This is a genomic window from Amycolatopsis endophytica (assembly GCF_013410405.1).
Taxonomy (GTDB): Bacteria; Actinomycetota; Actinomycetes; order Mycobacteriales; family Pseudonocardiaceae; genus Amycolatopsis_E; species Amycolatopsis_E endophytica.
In genome coordinates this window covers 4,567,148-4,583,422 of sequence record NZ_JACCFK010000001.1, presented here as the reverse complement: position 1 = coordinate 4,583,422, position 16,275 = coordinate 4,567,148, and the positions used below count along the sequence as shown (strand labels likewise).

The window sequence follows — 16,275 nt, the reverse complement described above, 5'->3', positions numbered from 1 at the left end:
TTCCGCCTTCCACCGATCGCGTTGGCAGGCCACAGTGGGCCTCGTCACGCAATGATCGAACACGAGCCGCGAATATGCCAGACGACGGGCGAAAAACCTGCCCAATGGCGGAAAAATTGCGCCATTTCAGGTTGTTGCCTAGTCCAACTAAGCAAACCCCGGCCTTTGTTTACATCAGGCCAACTGGACCAGTTCCAGGTAATCGTCCGACCAGTGGTCCTCGGTACCGTCCGGCAGGAGGATCACCCGCTCGGGTTCGAGCGCCTCGACCGCGCCCGGGTCGTGCGTCACCAGTACGACGGCGCCGGTGTAGCTGTGCAGGGCATTGAGGACCTGCTCGCGGCTGGCCGGGTCGAGGTTGTTGGTGGGCTCGTCGAGGAGCAGGACGTTGGCGGCGCTGGAAACCAGGCCGGCCAGCGCGAGCCGGGTCTTCTCGCCACCGGACAACGTGCCTGCGGGCTGGTCGAGCTGTTCGCCGGTGAACAGGAACGAGCCGAGCAGGTTGCGCAGTTCCTGCGCGCCGGTGTCCGGCGCGAGGTGGCGGATGTTCTCCCACACGCTCGCGTCGTGGTCGAGGGTCTCGTGTTCCTGCGCGTAGTAGCCCAGCCGCAGACCGTGGCCGGGTTCGACGCTGCCGGTATCGGCCTTTTCCATGCCGCCCAGCAGGCGCAGGAGAGTCGTCTTGCCCGCGCCGTTGAGACCGAGCACGACGACCTTGGTGCCGCGGTCGATCGCGAGGTCGACGCCGGTGAAGATCTCCAGCGAGCCGTACGATTTGGACAGTCCGTCGGCGGTGAGCGGGGTGCGGCCGCACGGGGCGGGGGCCGGGAACTTGATGTGGGCGACCTTGTCCGCCTGGCGCTGCTCGTCGAGCCCGGCGAGCATCTGCTCGGCGCGGCGCGCCATGTTCTTCGCCGCGACGGCCTTCGTGGCCTTCGCGCCGAGCTTGGCGGCCTGGGCCTGCAGGGCGGATGCCTTCTTCTCGGCGTTGGCCCGCTCGCGGCGGCGGCGCTTCTCGTCGGTCGCGCGTGCCTCCTGGTAACGGTTCCAGGTCATGTTGTAGGTGTCGAGTTCGGCGCGGGTGGCGTCGAGGAACCACACCTTGTTGACGACCTCGGCGAGCAGGTCGACGTCGTGGCTGATCACCACGAGACCGCCTTCATGGCTCTTGAGGAAGCCGCGCAGCCAGTTGATCGAGTCGGCGTCGAGGTGGTTGGTCGGTTCGTCGAGCAGCAGAATCGTGTCCGACCGACCGGAGGCGCCGACGTCGGAGGCGGCGAACAGGATGCGCGCCAGCTCGACGCGACGCCGTTGACCACCGGACAGGGTGCGCAGCGGCTGGCCCAGGACACGATCGGCGAGGCCGAGGTTGGCGCAGATGCGGGCCGCCTCGCTCTCGGCCGCATACCCGCCCAGGGCCGCGAAGCGCTCTTCGAGGCGGCCGTACTTGCGGATCGCCTTGTCGCGCTCGTTGTCGTCGACCAGCTCCGACATGGCGGTCTGCGCCTTCTCCATGTCGCGCAGCAGGCTGTCCAGGCCACGCGCGGACAGCACCCGGTCCTTGGCCGTGACGGACAGGTCACCCTCGCGCGGGTCCTGCGGCAGGTAGCCCAGCTCACTGCCGCGACGGGTCTCACCCGCGTAGGGCTCGCCCTCTCCCGCGAGAACCTTCAGGGTGGTCGTCTTGCCGGCACCGTTGCGCCCGACCAGCCCGATCCGGTCGCCCGGCTGGATGCGCAGCGTGGTGTCGGACAGCAGAATGCGCGACCCGGCGCGCAGTTCGAGGCCAGTGGCCGTGATCAAGGGAACTCCCGGACTTCGGGGGTGGACAGGGGGCGTCGACGGACCGGCATGCGACCGGCTCCGGAGCTACTCCAACTGGACGTCCACGACTCCAGTGTACGGACCGGTGTCCACCGGTTTTCGGCGCGGTGGCCGGACTCACGTGTGACGGCGCATGGCGAGCGTCAGCGAGCCTGCTCTGATCCGAGCTGGGTGGTCATCCCGGAGCCAGCCCGTCCGGCGAGGACTATCCCTTGATCTGTGAAGCCGAGCGCTGCGCGCTTGAGGTGGGCGCGCCGCCGTGCAGTAGTCGGTCGCCTCAGGTTCGACCTCCCCCGCCCCTCCTCGAGGAGGGTTTCAGTCGCTGAGCAGCGGCGTCAAGGCGGGAAAGAGTACCTTGACCCCGCTGATCAGCGACCAAAGGCGGGCTGGGGATGAGGGGCGGGGGAGGTCCGGGCCGTTCTTGGGTCGGCTTGCGTTGCCGGGTGGTTGTCCTGGAAGGGCCAACACGCCAGCGGGAACGGCCAACACGCTGCCCGGAGCGGCCAACACGCGCGTGTTGGCCGCTCCGGGCGGCGTGTTGGCGCTAGAGGACGAAGGAGTCCGACCAGGGTTGCGCGGAGCGGCCCGAGAGTGCGTCCAGCAGGCCGACCGCCTGCTTGTCCGTCAGCGACGACACGAAGTCGATCACCGCTCGGCCCCTGGCCAGGCCGCGGACGGCGTCGGTGCCGTCGACTGGTTCGCCGGTGGCGCCGACCAGCAGCTCCGGCGCGGTGCGGGCCAGCGTCTCGAATTCGGACTGGGCCAGCTCCACGAGGTCGTGCAGGCGGCGTGGCAAGCGGGACGCCTCGTCGCGGTCGCCGAGCCAGGCGTCGAGCGCGTCGACCAGCGTGGTGAGCAGCGAAGCCTGCCCGCGCTGGTGCAGAGCCAGCTCCGGGCGCAGCAGGACGAAGCGCCGGTGCACGAATTTCAGCACCTGCACCTCGTGCCACTGCGCGGTCCGCAGCGAGACGTGCCCGGCCCTCGTCGACGGGGACGGCAGCACGATCACCCCGTCCACCAGGCGGTGGGTCCAGCGTGCCGAGAACGCGGCGGTGGCTTGTTCGGCCTCGATCGAACCGTCGAAGGGGTGCGCGAGGAGCCCGTCGACCAGCTCGGCGCGGATCCTGGACACCGCGTGGGCGAAAGCGTCGTCGTCGACGATCCAGGCGTCCTTCGCGTGCATGCGGCGTCGCAACTGCTCCAGGGAACGGCCGGGGCGGCGCACCTGCGCGGCAAGCGTGGCAGCGTCCAGCGCGGCCAGGTCGAGAGCGTGGTCCAGCCACTCCCCCAGTTCGGCGGCCACCGGGGCGTGCTGCAGGACGCCGATGCGGTGGAAGTCCTGGATGTCGTGGATCGCGTACGCCAGGTCGTCGGCGGTGTCCATCACCGACGCCTCCACCGTCTGCTGCCACGGCTCGATCCGCCCGGCGAACGGCCGCCGCGACGCCACCACGTCGTCCAGCTCCGTGCCGTATGCCGAGAACTTGCTCGAACCGGTGCCGGGCGCGTCGTCCGGTTCGGCGGCGCCGCGTGGCGGGATACGCATCGCCGACGGGTGCGGGTCCGGCCAGTGCAGCCGCGCCCACGGGTACTTCAAAACCGCCGCGCGCACGGCCGCGGTGAGGTCGAGCCCGACGGCGCCGGGCCCCCGCACGTCGGTGGTGGTGATGATCCGGAAGGTCTGCGCGTTGCCCTCGAACCCGTCCGGCAGCGAGAACCGGTGCCGCGCGATGCGGTCCAGAACCTGCTCGCCCAGGTGCCCGAACGGCGGATGCCCCAGGTCGTGGGCCAGCGCCGCGGCCTCGGCGACGTCCGGGTCCAGCCCGCCGAGCTTGGCGACCAGCTCGGCGGAGTCCACCGAGGCCAGCAGCCGCTGCGAGATCGCGCGGGCGACCTGGGCGACCTTGAGGCTGTGGGTGAGCCGGTTGTGCAGCAACCCGGACCCGGCGGCGCTGACGACCTGCGTCACGCCCCCGAGCCGGGCGAAGAACGGGGACACCACGATGCGGTCCCGGTCGGCGCGGAAGGGGTTGTCGGCCAGATCGGACCACGCCGGTTCCGTGGCGTTCTCCCGGCGCAGCGTCCGCGGATCGGGTTCCATGCGCATCACCGTATCTGTCCCACGCTCTGGGCCGTGGGCGTACGGTACGCGCCCCCGAGGTGAACATCAGTGAACATCTCTTTCAACCAGCCGCGTCACCAGCGAAGATCGGTCCGTGCGCCCAGTCCGGTTCGCCTTCCAGCCGCTCTACAGCCTGCACACCGGCGGTATGGTCGCGCTCGAAGCGCTGGCCCGCCCCGCCGAAGGATCCGTGCACGAGCTGCTCGACGCCGCGCGCCGTGAACGGCGCCTGGTCGAGACCGACATCGCACTCGCCTGCGACGCCGCCCGTGCCGAGGCAGACCAGCAGACCCTGCTGCCGCTGCACCTGAACATGACCGCCGCCACGGTCGCGGCCGCCGGGCCTGCCGTCGACCCCCTGCTCGACACCCTCGCCCGCCTGGGCAAACGGCCCCGCGAGGTGGTGCTCGAAATCGGCCCGCCGTTCTGCTCGGTGTGGCCCGAACAGCTGCTGGCCGGGCTCCACCGGCTCAGCGAGCTGGGCTTCCGGCTCGCGCTCGACGGTCTCGGCCGCGGTGACCTGCCGTTCGCGATGCTCGCGGCGGCGCCGGTGGACGTCCTCAAACTCGACCGCAGCGTGCTGCGCGGGCTGCCCGGCGACGCCGGTTCGGTCGCGATCGTGGAGTCGCTGCTGCATTTCAGCAGCCGGACCTCGGCGCGGCTGGTGGCGACCGGGATCGAGACGGAAGCCCAGCTGGAAGCGGTGCGGCGCCTGGGGGTCCGCATCGCCCAGGGCAACCTGTTCTCCCCCGCCCGCAACGGCGTCAACCTCGGTCACCTGCTCACCCCGGCGATCCCCGACCCGGACACCCGTCTCGCGCCCGGGCCGCTCACCACACCGCGGGTGCGTGACTTCCTGCGCCCCGCCAGCACCCTGCCGCACGACGCGACCTGCGACGACGTGCGGACGGCACTGGCGGCGGGAGACGCCCCCAGCGGCATCGTCGGCGTCGACCCCGACGGGTTCGCCCGCTGGTCGATCGACCGGACCCGCTTCCTGGTGTCGGTCACCGGACCGTACGGACACGCGCTGCACGCCAAGCGCAGCGCCGAGCGGCTCGCGGACACCCCGCACACCATCCACGCCGAAGCCCAGGCGCTGGAGCTGCTCGAACTGGTCACCGACGCGGACTGGGGCCGCACCGGCGACGACGTCGTGGTGGTCGACGACGAGGGCCGCTGCCTCGGCGTGGTGCTCGTGACCGAGGTGGTGCGCGGCGTGGCCGAGGCGAAGGTCGAGGAGGCGGCGTCGCTCAACCCGCTGACCCGGCTGCCCGGCAGTGACACGGTGGCGCGGGACGTGGACCGGCGCGTCGGCAGCCGCGAGGCGTTCGTCGCGGCCTGGCTCGACGTCGACTCCTTCAAAACGGTCAACGACAACGCCGGCTTCGCCGCCGGTGACGATCTGATCCGCGCGATCGGGCGCACCCTGACGGACCTGGCGTCGCGTCTGCCGCGGATGGTGGTCAGCCACGTCGGTGGCGACGATTTCCTCATCGCGTGTGACGTCGACGAGATCGGCACCATCGCCGGTGCCCTGCTGGACACGCCGTGGTCGGCCGAGGGCATGCCGGTGACGGTCTCGCTGGCGACGCTGGTCTGCGCCACCGCGACGATCGAGTCCTACCGGGAGGCGTCCCGTCGTCTGGCGCCGTTGAAGAAGCAGGCCAAGGCGGTGCCCGGATCGAGCTGGGTGCTGGGACGGCCGGGCTCGGAACGGGTCGAGGTGCTACGCGGCCGGTCCCGGCACGCGCTGCCGGAGCAGCGGGACCGCGGCGCGGGCCTGAGCCGCGCCGGATAGGTCGTGCAACCCGCGGGCCGCGTGGCGCGTCCGGAGTGCATGCGGATCGTGCCGGTACTGGCGTTCGGCGTGGTGGCCCTGGCTGGTTGCGGCGCGTCCGGCGGCGGGGAGCGCGGGTGCACCACGATCGGCGCGAGACCGGGCGTGAGTCTGGACATCGCGCCGAGGCCGGGGCAGAACCTCACGGGCGCCGGGGTCACGGTGTGCGACGGCACCGGCTGCCGGACCGGCCACGCAGAGCTGCGCCCGGCCACGGTGATGGAGCCGCAGGGATGCACGGGAGCGGCCCCGGACGATGTCTGCGGCGCTCGCGCCCGCGCGACCGGCGGCTGGTACGGCTTCGCCGACGTGCCGGACCTGCGGGCAGGCCCCTACGAGACCACGGTGGTGCTCACCAGCGGCGGCACCGAAGTCGGCCGCACAACGCGGAACACCGCCGCGCGGCTCGGGTACCCGAACGGGCCCGGGTGCGGCGGCGGTGTCCCGCGGGCGGAAATCCGGCTCTAGACGGTGAAGCCCAGCGCCCTGAGCTGTTCCCGGCCGTCGTCGGTGATCTTCTCCGGGCCCCACGGCGGCATCCAGACCCAGTTGATCCGGAAGTCGGTCACCACACCGGCCTGGCCGACCAGCACCGAGGCCGTCTGGTCCTCGATCACGTCGGTCAGCGGGCAGGCCGCCGACGTCAGTGTCATGTCGATCGTGGCGCTGTTGTCCGGCTCCACGCGGATGTCGTAGACCAGCCCGAGGTCGACCACGTTGATGCCGAGCTCCGGGTCCACGACGTCGCGCATCGCCTCTTCGACGTCTTCGATCTTGGCCACGTCCGCTGCCGCGGGCTGCGCCTGCTCGGGCAGGTCCGCCGCGGTGCGGCCCTCGCGTGTCTGCTCCTCGGTCACTTCTCGGCTCCGTTCGTGCGGGTCAGCGCATCCTTGAACGCCATCCAGCCCAGCAGGGCGCACTTCACGCGCGCCGGGTACTTCGACACCCCGGCGAAGGCGACCGCGTCCTCGAGCACGTCCTCGTCCGGCTCGACCTGGCCGCGGCTCTGCATCATCTCCACGAAGTTGTCCATCGTGGACAGTGCTTCGCCGACGGTGTGACCGGTCACCAGATCGGTCAGCACCGAGGCGGATGCCTGGCTGATCGAGCAGCCCTGCCCCTCGTAGGAGACGTCGGCGACCTTGTCGTCCTCGATCTTGAGGCGCAGGGTGATCTCGTCGCCGCAGGTCGGGTTGACCTGGAACGACTCGGCGTCGAAGGGCTCCCGCAGACCGTGGCCGTGCGGGTTCTTGTAGTGGTCCAGGATGATCTCCTGGTACATGCTCTCCAGGTTCATGGTCAGGCGACCCCGAAGAACTTCTGCGCCTCGCGGACACCACCGAGCAGGGCGTCCACTTCGGACAGATCGTTGTACAGGTAGAACGTCGCCCGCACGGTGGCGGGCACCTGGCACACCCGGTGCAGCGGCCACGCGCAGTGGTGCCCCACCCGCACGGCGATGCCCAGGCTGTCCAGCACCTGCCCGGCGTCGTGCGGGTGCACCCCGTCGACGACGAACGCGACGGTCGCGCCACGGTCGGCGGAGTCGCCCGGCCCGATCAGCCGGACCCCGTCGATCTCGGCGATCCCGGCCAGCGCGGCCTCCACCAGCGTGTGCTCGTGCGCGGCGACGCGGTCCATGCCGATCGCGGACAGGTAGTCCACGGCGGCACCGAGCCCGACGGCCTGCGAGGTCATCGGCACGCCGGCCTCGAACTTCTGCGGCGGCGGCGCGAACGTGGTGCGCTCCATGGTGACCAGCTCGATCATCGATCCGCCGGTCAGGAACGGCGGCATCGCTTCGAGCAGTTCGCGGCGCCCGTAGAGCACGCCGATACCGGACGGCGCCAGCATCTTGTGCCCGGAGAACACCGCGAAGTCCACGCCAAGGGCGTGGAAGTCGACCGGGAAGTGCGGCACCGACTGGCACGCGTCGAGCAGCGTCAGCGCACCGACCTCCCGCGCCCGCCGCACGATCGGCTCCACCGGGTTGATCGTGCCCAGCACGTTGGACTGGTGCGCGAACGCGACGATCTTGGTGCGCTCGGTGACCAGTTCGTCCAGGCCGGACAGATCCAGCCGGAACGTGTCCGTCAGGTCGAACCACTTGAGCGTCGCGCCGGTGCGCTGGCACAGCTGCTGCCAGGGCACCAGGTTGGCGTGGTGCTCCATCGCCGTGATGACGATCTCGTCACCGGGGCCGACGCGGAACCGTTCGGCCTCGGGGCCCGCGGTCGCCGCGTTGCTCATGGCGTAGGCGACCAGGTTGATGCCCTCGGTGGCGTTCTTGGTGAACACCAGCTCGCCCGGGTCCGCGCCGACGAACTCGCCGGTGCGGGCACGGGCGTACTCGTAGGCGTCGGTGGCCTCCTCGGCGAGCTGGTGCGCACCGCGGTGCACCGCCGCGTTGGAGGTCTCCAGAAACCGGCGCTCCGCGTCCAGCACCTGCGCGGGCCGCTGCGAGGTCGCGCCGGAGTCCAGGTACACCAAGGGTTTCCCGTCGCGCACGGTGCGCGACAGGATGGGGAAGTCGGCGCGCAACGCAGCGACGTCCAAAGGTGTGTTGGCCGCGGCTGTGGTGGTCATGCGCGCCAACTCCTCTCTCGCGGTGTCAGTTCAGGAGGTACAACAACGTCAGACCGCGGCGGCTTCCTTCTTGCCGGTGTATTTGACGTAACCGTTCTCCTCCAGCTCGTCGGCCAGCGCCTTGCCGCCGGACTCGACGACCTTGCCGTCGGCGAAGACGTGCACGAAGTCCGGCGTGATGTGCCGCAGGATCCGCGTGTAGTGCGTGATCAGCATGACGCCGACCTCGTTGTTCGCCTTGTACTCGTTGACGCCGTCGGAGACGATCCGCAGCGCGTCGACGTCCAGGCCCGAGTCGGTCTCGTCGAGGATCGCGAACTTCGGCTTGAGCAGCGCCAGCTGCAGGATCTCGTGGCGCTTCTTCTCACCGCCGGAGAAGCCCTCGTTGACGCTGCGCTCGGCGAACTCGGCCGAGATCTCCAGCTTGCCCATCTCGTCCTTGACTTCCTTGACCCAGTGGCGCAGCTTCGGCGCCTCGCCGCGCACGGCGGTGGCCGCGGTGCGGAGGAAGTTCGACATGGACACGCCCGGCACCTCGACCGGGTACTGCATCGCCAGGAACAGCCCGGCCCGCGCGCGCTCGTCGACGGACATGTCGAGCACGTTCTCGCCGTCCAGCAGCACCTCGCCGGAGGTCACCTCGTACTTGGGGTGCCCCGCGATGGCGTAGGACAGGGTGGACTTGCCGGAGCCGTTGGGGCCCATGATCGCGTGCGTCTCACCCGAGCGGATGGTCAGGTTGACGCCCTTGAGGATCTCCTTGGCGCCCTCGTCGGTGGTGACGCTCGCGTGCAGGTCCTTGATTTCCAGTGTGGCCATGGCCTTTTTCGTCTCTGTCTCTCGTGGTGGAAGGAAGGGGCTCAGCTGCCGACTGCTTCGAGTTCCTGCTCGATCGCCGCGGTCAGGCGCTCGCGCACCTCGGGCACGTCGATCTTCATCAGGATCTCGTGGAAGAACCCGCGCACGACCAGACGCCGCGCCTGCTCCTCCTCGATCCCGCGCGACTGCAGGTAGAACAACTGCTCGTCGTCGAACCTTCCGGTGGCGCTGGCGTGACCGGCGCCGGCGATCTCGCCGGTCTCGATCTCCAGGTTCGGCACCGAGTCGGCGCGCGCGCCCGGGGTGAGCACGAGGTTGCGGTTGAGCTCGTAGGTCTCGGTGCCCTCGGCCGCGGCCCGGATCAGCACGTCGCCGATCCACACCGCGTGAGCGTCGTCGCCCTGCAGCGCGCCCTTGTACATCACGTTCGACTTGCAGTTCGGGACCGCGTGGTCGACGAAGAGGCGGTGCTCCTGGTGCTGGCCGGCGTCGGCGAAGTACAGGCCCAGCATCTCCACGTCGCCGCCGGGGCCTGCGAAGGCCGCGGTGGGCGAGACGCGCACCAGGTCGCCGCCCAGGGTGACCACGATGTGCTTGATCGTGGAGTCCTTGCCCAGCTTCAGGTGCTGCTCGGAGACGTGCACCGCGTCGTCGGCCCAGTCCTGGACGCTGACCACGGTGAGCTTCGCGCCCTCGCCGACGACGAACTCGACGTTGTCGGCGTAGGTGCCCGAACCGAGGTGGTCGAGCACGACCACGCCCTCGGCATAGGCTTCGGCGCGCACCTGCACGTGCCCGTAGGCCGTGTTGCCCTCGCCGGGGCCGGTCAGCCGCAGCACGGTCGGCTTCGACGCCCTGGTCTCCTTCGGCAGGGTCACCAGGGTCGCGGTGCCGAACGACGAGTACGCCTGCGCGGCGATCCGGTCGCTCGGCACGCCGGCCTGGCCGAGGCGCTCGTCCTCACGGCCGACGGTCTCGACACGCACCTCGGGCGCGGCCTCGACGTCGACCTTGACCTCACCGGAGGCCGCGGCGGTGCCGTCGTGCAGCCCGCGCAGCCGCTTCATCGGGGTGAAGCGCCAGTTCTCCTCGCGGCCGCCGGGGACCTCGAAGGCCTGGACGTCGTACCCGGTGAAACGCTCCGCGCGGGAGGTCGCCGGGACGACGGCCTCCGCGGCGGCAGCGGTGTTCTCGGCTACCGTCATGTCAGCCGACGGCTCCTTCCATCTGCAGTTCGATCAGGCGGTTCAGCTCGAGCGCGTACTCCATGGGCAGCTCGCGCGCGATGGGCTCGACGAACCCGCGCACGACCATGGCCATGGCCTCGTCCTCGGTGAGACCGCGCGACATCAGGTAGAACAGCTGGTCCTCGGACACCTTCGAGACCGTGGCCTCGTGGCCCATCGACACGTCGTCGTTGCGGATGTCGACGTAGGGGTAGGTGTCCGACCGCGAGATGGTGTCGACCAGCAGCGCGTCGCACTTCACCGTGGAGGCGGAGTGGTGCGCCCGCTTGGCCACCTTCACCAGGCCGCGGTAGGAGGTGCGGCCGCCACCGCGCGCCACCGACTTCGACACGATGGTCGAGGAGGTGTGCGGCGCCAGGTGCTCCATCTTCGCGCCGGCGTCCTGGTGCTGGCCCTCGCCCGCGAACGCGATCGAGAGGACCTCGCCCTTGGCGTGCTCGCCCATCAGGAACACCGACGGGTACTTCATGGTCACCTTGGACCCGATGTTGCCGTCAATCCACTCCATGGTCGCGCCCTCTTCGCACTTGGCGCGCTTGGTGACCAGGTTGTAGACGTTGTTCGACCAGTTCTGGATCGTCGTGTAGCGGCAGCGGCCGCCCTTCTTCACGATGATCTCCACGACGGCCGAGTGCAGCGAGTCGGACTTGTAGATCGGGGCGGTGCAGCCCTCGACGTAATGGACGTAGGCGCCCTCGTCGACGATGATCAGGGTCCGCTCGAACTGGCCCATGTTCTCGGTGTTGATCCGGAAGTAGGCCTGCAGCGGGATGTCCACGTGCACGCCCGGCGGCACGTAGATGAACGACCCACCGGACCACACCGCGGTGTTCAGCGCGGAGAACTTGTTGTCACCGGCCGGGATGACCGAGCCGAAGTACTCCTCGAACAGCTCCGGGTGCTCCTTGAGGCCGGTGTCGGTGTCCAGGAAGATGACGCCCTGGGCCTCGAGGTCCTCGCGGATCTTGTGGTAGACGACCTCCGACTCGTACTGGGCCGCGACGCCGGCGATCAGGCGCTGCTTCTCCGCCTCCGGGATGCCCAGCTTGTCGTAGGTGTTCTTGATGTCCTCGGGCAGCTCGTCCCAGCTCGCGGCCTGCTGCTCGGTGGAGCGCACGAAGTACTTGATGTTGTCGAAGTCGATCCCCGACAGGTCCGCGCCCCAGTTGGGCATCGGCTTGCGCTCGAAGAGCTTCAGCGCCTTCTGGCGCGCTTCGAGCATCCACTCCGGTTCGCTCTTCTTCGCGGAGATGTCGGCCACGACCTCGGTGTTCAGCCCGCGGCGGGCACTGGCCCCCGCGGCGTCCGAGTCGGCCCACCCGAAGGCGTAGTTACCCAGGGAGTCGATCGTCTCTTCCTGGGACAACGGCGCTGTGGTGGGATTGCGCTGCTCGGCAGCGGCAGTCATTCGCGTTCCCCTCCGTCCGGAGCTTTCGCTTGCAGACCCGGCGGATTCTCCGCTGGGACGTGTGTCGTGCACGCGGCGTCGCCGCGCGCGATGGTGGCCAGCCGCTGGACGTGGGTGCCCAGCAACCTGGCGAACGCCTCGGTTTCCGCCTCGCACAGCTGCGGGAACTCAGCGGCGACGTGGGCGACCGGGCAGTGGTGCTGGCACAGTTGCGCGCCCGCACCGGTGGCCGAAGCACCCACCTGACGGGCGGACGCAGCGTAACCCTCCCTGGTCAGGGCGGCGGCCAGGGCCTCCGCCCTGTGCGCGGGACCGTCCGCTTCGGCGACCGCGGCCCGGTGCGGCTCGACCAGGGCGGCCACCCGGCTTTCCGCGAACGCCCGCACCGCTTCCTCTCCCGCGTGCTCGGCGAGGAAGCGGATGGCCGATACCGCGAGGTCGTCGTAGGCATGGCCGAACCGTGCCCGTCCCGTCTCGGTGAGCAGGAAGAGCTTGGCCGGGCGCCCCCGTCCGCGCGGTCCGCGCCGGGGCGCGTCCCGCGTCTCGGCCTCCCCGTCGGCCAGCAGCGCGTCCAGGTGGCGCCGCACCGCGGTCGGGCTGATGCCCAGCCGGTCGGCGACGACACCCGCCGCGATCGGCCCGTCCTCCAGCAGGAGACGGGCGACCTCGTGGCGTGTGCGACCCTCGGGGGTGGCCTGAGCGGGCACCACGTCACCGGGGTGGCGGGGCTCGCCGTCCCGGTGCCGGGTGGGTCCGCTGTTTTTCACAACATAATTGTGTCGTATTTCGGGCGGGGCCGCAAAGACCGGGCCGTCATCGGGTGACCGGTGTCACGCCGCAGCCGCCCACGCCACCCGTGACCTGCGGCGCCGTCGGGAACGCGGAACCCACCTTCGGGAGCGTGGAACTCGCGGCATGCGCGAGTCCCACGCTCCCGCCCGCGAGTCCCACCGTCCGGGGCGCGAGTCCTGCGTTCGCGCTGCTGGGCACGGCGCCTGCCGGTGCTGCTCGCTGCCCTTCACAGTGCCCCTTTGCGGCGCCGATACCCTCTGTGTGTGGCATTGGGCGAGCAGAGCACCGGAGGCGGTGCGGTGTCGGTACCGCTGTCCCCGGTGCGGCCTCCCCGGGCCGGTCCGCTGGAGCGGGACGAGCGCCGCGCGCTGGAGATCATCCGCCGCCTCGGGACGATGGGCGCGCTGCTGCTCGCGCTGGGCTCGCTGGGCGCCGGAGCGGCGCCCGTGCTCAACCCGGTCCAGGAACTGCCCGTCCTGCGGCTGTTCTCCCGCATCCCGACGGTCTCGCTGGCCATCTGCTTCGCGGGCATGGGCATGCTCGTCGTGGGCTGGCTGCTCCTCGGCCGGTTCGCCAGGCCCGGCCGCGACCGGCTCGCCACCCGCGCCCAGCTGACCCGCACGCTGGTCATGTGGCTGGTGCCGCTGATGTTCATCCCGCCGCTGTTCTCCCGCGACGTCTACAGCTATCTGGCGCAGAGCGAGATCGTGCACCGCGGCATGGACCCCTACTCGCTGGGGCCCGCGCAGGCGCTCGGCGTGGCCGATCCGCTCACCAGCGGCGTGTCGAACATGTGGCGGGAGACCCCCGCGCCCTACGGTCCGCTGTTCCTCAAGGTGGGCAGCTGGATCTCCGCGCTGGTCGGCGACAACATCGTCGCCGGTGTCCTGCTGCAGCGCGCGCTCGCGCTCGTCGGCGTGGCACTGGTCATCTGGGCGCTGCCGCGCCTCGCGCAGAGGTTCGGGGTCGAGCCGGCGACCGCGCTGTGGCTGGGCGCGGCGAACCCGCTCGTGCTGTTCCACCTGGTCGCCGGCGCGCACAACGAGGCGCTGGGCATCGGGCTGATGGTCGCCGGGCTGGAACTGGGCATCCGCAAGCTGCCGGTCCGCGTCACCGGCGACACGCCGCCGCCGCTGGCCCGTGGTGAACTGCTGTTCATCGTCCTGGGCGCGACGGTCATCACGCTGGGTGCCGCTATCAAGATCAACGCGCTGATCGCGCTGGGCTTCTTCGGCGTCATGATCGCGCGACGCTGGCACGGCCGGATCTCCGATCTGCTGCGGGCCGCGGCGCTGGTCACCGGGGTGTTCGGGGTGGTCATGGTCGCGATCTGCCTGGGTACCGGGCTGGGTTTCGGCTGGGTCGGCGCGCTCGGCACCCCCGGAATGGTGCGCAGCTGGATCTCCCCCACCGCGGAACTGTCCAACCTCGGCGGTCTGCTGGGCATCGCGCTGGGGCTGGGCAACCACACCGACGCGCTGGTATCGATCCTGCAGCTGGCGGGCACCGCCCTCGCCGCGCTGATCACCGTGAAGTTCCTGTGGGACAGCTTCCGCTGGCGCTACCGGCCCATCATCGGGCTCGGCGTCTCGCTGGGCGCGTTCATGATGCTGCACGTCGCGATGCAGCCGTGGTGGCTGCTGTGGGCGGTCATCCCGCTCGCCGCCGCGGCGGGCACGTCGCGGTTCCGCCACGCGGCCACCGTCGTCAGCGTCGCGCTGGCGTTCCTGGCCGCGCCGCCCGGCAGCACGTTCGACGGGCGCTCGTTCGTCGTGCCGCAGGCCTACCTGGCCGCGCTCCTCGTCGTCGCCGTCGCGGTGCTGACCGTGTGGCGCAGGGCACCTCTTCTGGTGAAGAGGGATCCGCAGCCGGTGGCCTGAGCCGGGGTCGTACGCTTGACAGTCGTGAGCACACCTGCCGTCGAGATCACCGGGCTGGTGAAGCGGTACGGCTCGAAGACCGCGGTCGACGGCCTGGACCTGAAAATGGACCGCGGCCGCCTGCTCGCGTTGCTGGGGCCCAACGGCGCGGGCAAGACCACCACCGTCGAGATCTGCGAGGGCTTCCGCCGCGCCGACTCCGGTTCGGTGCGTGTGCTGGGCCTCGATCCGGCGCGTGAAGGCGCCGCGCTGCGGCCGCGGATCGGCGTGATGCCACAGGGTGGCGGCGCCTACCCCGGCGTGCGGGCAGGCGAGATGCTGGGCCTGGTCGCCTCCTGCGCCGCGAACCCGCTCGATCCCGCGTGGCTGCTGGACGTCCTCGGCCTCGCCCCCGCGAAACGCACCCCGTTCAAACGGCTGTCCGGCGGGCAGCAGCAGCGCCTGTCGCTGGCCTGCGCCCTGGTCGGGCGTCCCGAGCTGGTGTTCCTCGACGAGCCGACCGCGGGCATGGACCCGCAGGCCCGCCGCCTGGTGTGGGAGCTGCTGGGCGCGCTGCGCTCCGACGGGGTCAGCGTGCTGCTCACCACGCACCTCATGGAGGAGGCCGAGGCGCTGGCCGACGACGTCGTGATCGTCGACCACGGCCGGGTCATCGCCGAGGGCACGCCCAGCGCGCTGACCGCCGACGACGCCGACACCGCGCAGCTGCGGTTCAAGGCCCGTGCCGGGCTGGACACCGGCCTGCTGTCCGCCGCGCTGCCCGAGGGCTACCACGTGCAGGAGGCCGCGCCCGGCAGCTACCAGGTGGCCGGGAAGGTGAACCCGCAGGTGGTGTCCACCGTGACCGCGTGGTGCGCGCAGCAGGGTGTGCTGGCCGAGGAGCTGCACGTCGGCAAGCGCGACCTGGAAGAGGTCTTCCTCGAGCTGACCGGACGGGAGCTCCGATCGTGACCGCACCGCCCCGGTTCCCCGTGGGCACCTTCACGCCCGCGCCCGGCATGGGCAGCCGCGCCCGCATGCTGCTGACCCACGCGAAGGTGGAGACCAGCCTGACGCTGCGGCACGGCGAGCAGATCCTGCTCACCCTGCTGATCCCGCTGGCGCTGCTGATCGGCCTGACGCTGCTGGACATCCTGCCCACCGGAGACCTCGACGGGGTGTCCAAGGTGGACTGGCTGACGCCGCGGATCTTCGCGCTCGCGGTGATGTCGTCGGCGTTCACCGGGCAGGCGATCGCGCTCGGGTTCGACCGCCGCTACGGCGTGCTGAAACGGTTGTCCGCCACCGCGATCCCGCGGTGGCTGCTCGTGGCGGGGCGGATCGTCGCCGCGCTCGTGGTGGTGTTGCTGCAGGTCGTCGTGCTCGGGGTGGTCGCCGCGTTCCTCGGGTGGAGCCCGTCGGCGGCCGGGATCGCCGCGGCCGTCGTCCTGCTCGTGCTCGGCACGCTGAGCTTCGGCGCCCTGGGCGTGCTGCTCGGCGGTTCGCTGCGCGCGGAGGCGGTGCTGGCGCTGGCCAACATCGTGTGGTTCGTGCTGCTGCTCGCGGGCGGCATCCTGCTGGCTCCCTCGACGATGCCCGGCGGTGCCGCGACGGTCGTCGAGCTGCTGCCCTCCGGTGCGCTGGCCGAAGGTCTGCGTGCCGCGCTGGTCGACGGGCATCTCGCGGGCGGTCCGGTCGCGGTGCTGGCCGGGTGGACCGTCGTGGCGAGCGCGGTGGCCGCGAAGACGACAAGACTGACCTGAACCCGGGCCCGCCCG

14 protein-coding genes are annotated in these 16,275 nt (G+C 70.8%); 5 read left to right on the top strand and 9 right to left on the bottom strand.

Annotated features, from left to right (window positions below):
- Positions 1-174: 174 nt before the first annotated feature.
- A complete protein-coding gene (locus HNR02_RS22570) occupies positions 175-1,803 on the bottom strand; it encodes an ABC-F family ATP-binding cassette domain-containing protein (protein WP_179775122.1) in 1,629 nt (542 codons plus the stop codon).
- A 565-nt stretch (positions 1,804-2,368) separates the two neighbouring features.
- Positions 2,369-3,931: a deoxyguanosinetriphosphate triphosphohydrolase family protein gene (locus tag HNR02_RS22565; protein ID WP_179775121.1), complete on the bottom strand. Its 1,563-nt coding sequence runs from the start codon at positions 3,929-3,931 to the stop codon at positions 2,369-2,371.
- A 109-nt stretch (positions 3,932-4,040) separates the two neighbouring features.
- On the opposite strand from HNR02_RS22565, the gene HNR02_RS22560 reads away from it, so the two are divergent.
- Together HNR02_RS22560 and HNR02_RS22555 are read left to right on the top strand one after the other, a co-directional pair.
- The gene (locus HNR02_RS22560) at positions 4,041-5,747 is read left to right on the top strand and encodes a GGDEF domain-containing protein (protein ID WP_179775120.1); all 1,707 of its coding nucleotides are present in this window, start codon (positions 4,041-4,043) and stop codon (positions 5,745-5,747) included.
- Positions 5,748-5,750: 3 nt separating this feature from the next.
- A complete protein-coding gene (locus HNR02_RS22555; protein WP_312861092.1) occupies positions 5,751-6,254 on the top strand; it encodes a hypothetical protein in 504 nt (167 codons plus the stop codon).
- Here HNR02_RS22555 and HNR02_RS22550 read toward each other — a convergent pair.
- The 7 genes from HNR02_RS22550 to HNR02_RS22520 are packed head-to-tail and all read right to left on the bottom strand — an operon-like array spanning position 6,251 to position 12,613.
- The gene (locus tag HNR02_RS22550) at positions 6,251-6,643 is read right to left on the bottom strand and encodes a metal-sulfur cluster assembly factor (RefSeq protein ID WP_179775119.1); all 393 of its coding nucleotides are present in this window, start codon (positions 6,641-6,643) and stop codon (positions 6,251-6,253) included. The two genes, HNR02_RS22555 and HNR02_RS22550, sit on opposite strands and share 4 nt — an antisense overlap.
- Positions 6,640-7,083, bottom strand: coding sequence for a Fe-S cluster assembly sulfur transfer protein SufU (gene sufU / locus HNR02_RS22545; protein ID WP_179775118.1), 444 nt, complete (start codon positions 7,081-7,083; stop codon positions 6,640-6,642). Before sufU ends, HNR02_RS22550 begins: the two co-directional genes overlap by 4 nt.
- A gap of 2 nt (positions 7,084-7,085) precedes the next feature.
- Positions 7,086-8,372, bottom strand: a complete 1,287-nt coding sequence (locus HNR02_RS22540) for a cysteine desulfurase (protein ID WP_179775117.1) — start codon at positions 8,370-8,372, stop codon at positions 7,086-7,088.
- A gap of 48 nt (positions 8,373-8,420) precedes the next feature.
- Positions 8,421-9,191 carry a Fe-S cluster assembly ATPase SufC gene (gene sufC / locus HNR02_RS22535; protein WP_179775116.1) on the bottom strand — a complete coding sequence of 257 codons (771 nt, stop codon included), beginning with the start codon at positions 9,189-9,191 and terminating at the stop codon, positions 8,421-8,423.
- Positions 9,192-9,232: 41 nt separating this feature from the next.
- Complete coding sequence (gene sufD, locus HNR02_RS22530; protein ID WP_179775115.1) at positions 9,233-10,396, bottom strand: Fe-S cluster assembly protein SufD; 1,164 nt, start codon at positions 10,394-10,396, stop codon at positions 9,233-9,235.
- 1 nt (position 10,397) lies between these two features.
- Positions 10,398-11,846, bottom strand: coding sequence for a Fe-S cluster assembly protein SufB (gene sufB, locus HNR02_RS22525; protein WP_179775114.1), 1,449 nt, complete (start codon positions 11,844-11,846; stop codon positions 10,398-10,400).
- Positions 11,843-12,613: a helix-turn-helix transcriptional regulator gene (locus HNR02_RS22520; protein WP_179775113.1), complete on the bottom strand. Its 771-nt coding sequence runs from the start codon at positions 12,611-12,613 to the stop codon at positions 11,843-11,845. The genes sufB and HNR02_RS22520 overlap by 4 nt, the downstream gene beginning before the upstream one ends.
- A 294-nt stretch (positions 12,614-12,907) precedes the next feature.
- On the opposite strand from HNR02_RS22520, the gene mptB reads away from it, so the two are divergent.
- The 3 genes from mptB to HNR02_RS22505 are packed head-to-tail and all read left to right on the top strand — an operon-like array spanning position 12,908 to position 16,260.
- Positions 12,908-14,518 (top strand): polyprenol phosphomannose-dependent alpha 1,6 mannosyltransferase MptB, encoded by a 1,611-nt coding sequence (mptB, locus tag HNR02_RS22515; RefSeq protein WP_179776066.1) that lies wholly within the window; start codon positions 12,908-12,910, stop codon positions 14,516-14,518.
- 24 nt (positions 14,519-14,542) lie between these two features.
- The gene (locus HNR02_RS22510; RefSeq protein ID WP_179775112.1) at positions 14,543-15,469 is read left to right on the top strand and encodes an ABC transporter ATP-binding protein; all 927 of its coding nucleotides are present in this window, start codon (positions 14,543-14,545) and stop codon (positions 15,467-15,469) included.
- 47 nt (positions 15,470-15,516) lie between these two features.
- The gene (locus tag HNR02_RS22505; RefSeq protein ID WP_218914161.1) at positions 15,517-16,260 is read left to right on the top strand and encodes an ABC transporter permease; all 744 of its coding nucleotides are present in this window, start codon (positions 15,517-15,519) and stop codon (positions 16,258-16,260) included.
- The last annotated feature ends 15 nt before the right edge of the window (positions 16,261-16,275 follow it).